The following is a 1134-nucleotide window of genomic DNA, read 5'->3' as shown; positions in this document are numbered from 1 at the left end:
CCAAGGCCGTGAAGTTAAGGGCTGATGGGTGGTGGTAGCACGTTGATGGCGATGGTGGCTTTGTGGGTGTGTCGGTCGACGCGCAGGCTCTTGTAGGCGTAGCGGGATAGAGGGCGTTTGACCGCGCGGGGGCTGATGCGGAGGCGGCGGGCGGGCATGAGGTGGTTGAGGACGGCTTGGCCGATGGTGCCGATGAGGTCGATGGTGGTGTCGGCGATCACTCCGGTTGCCTGGACGATCTGGTCGCGGGCGGTGTGGAGGGCGATGGTGAAGCTGCCCCGGTCGGGGTCGGCGCCGATGCTGTCGGTGGCGTCGGTGATGGCGATGCGGATGGCCTGGTAGGCGACCAGCAGCGCGTAGATCTCCTGGGCGATGCCGGGCATGGTGCGGGCACGGAGCACGCGGCGGCCGAGGATCGACTTCTTCAGCGCGAAGTACGCGGACTCCACTTCCCAGCGCTCGTGGTAGAGCGTGACCAGCTGGGGCGCGGGGTAGCTGTGGGCGTCGAGCAGGGTGGTGGCCAGGCGGTAGGTGCTGGTGTGCTGTCCGGCCGTGGTGGAGATGGTGATCTCGCACTGGACGATGCGGACGTCAACGGTGCCGATCCGGGAGAGGAACGAGCCGTCGTGCAGGCGGCGCAGGACGGGCGGCTTGCGGGTTGCCGTCAGCCGGGCCAGGAGGGCCGCACTGGTGCTCTCGACGGTTTCCAGGAAGGCGTTGGAGGAGAATCCCCGGTCCAGCAGCACGATCATCCCCGCCCGTACCGAGCGCATCAGGCGCTTGCCGTGCCGGGTCTCGCCGGCGGATGTCGGGCCGAAGGCCGCGTCGATCACAGCCCGGGTGCCGCAGGCGACCAGCGCGGTCAGCTGGATCTGCGGGTAGCCGGAGGCGGCGGTGTACTGGTTGGAGCCCTTGCCCAGACGGGCCCGGGTCGCCGGCGCGTCGGGTACGTCCAGGCAGGTGCCGTCGAGGGCGACCACCAGGAACCCGGACCAGCGGGCACCGGCGGTGCGGATCGCGGAAGCTGGACCCCGCAGCAGGTCAAACAGCGCCCGCATGGGCCGGACCCCGAGCCGGGTGCGGGCGTGCCACAGTGCTGTCGCCGTGACCTCGGGCAGCGGCAGTGACCCTAAG

Annotated in this window: 1 protein-coding gene; it reads right to left on the bottom strand. The window is 69.9% G+C overall.

All coding sequences use genetic code 11. The features are described from left to right. Positions 1-14 precede the first annotated feature (14 nt). The coding region (locus tag DEH69_RS22950) for an IS4 family transposase (protein ID WP_147255783.1) at positions 15-1134 on the bottom strand (1120 nt) is incomplete at its 5' end.

This window comes from Streptomyces sp. PT12, assembly GCF_003311645.1.
GTDB lineage: Bacteria > Actinomycetota > Actinomycetes > Streptomycetales > Streptomycetaceae > Streptomyces.
This window is presented reverse-complemented; position numbering and strand designations above follow the sequence as displayed.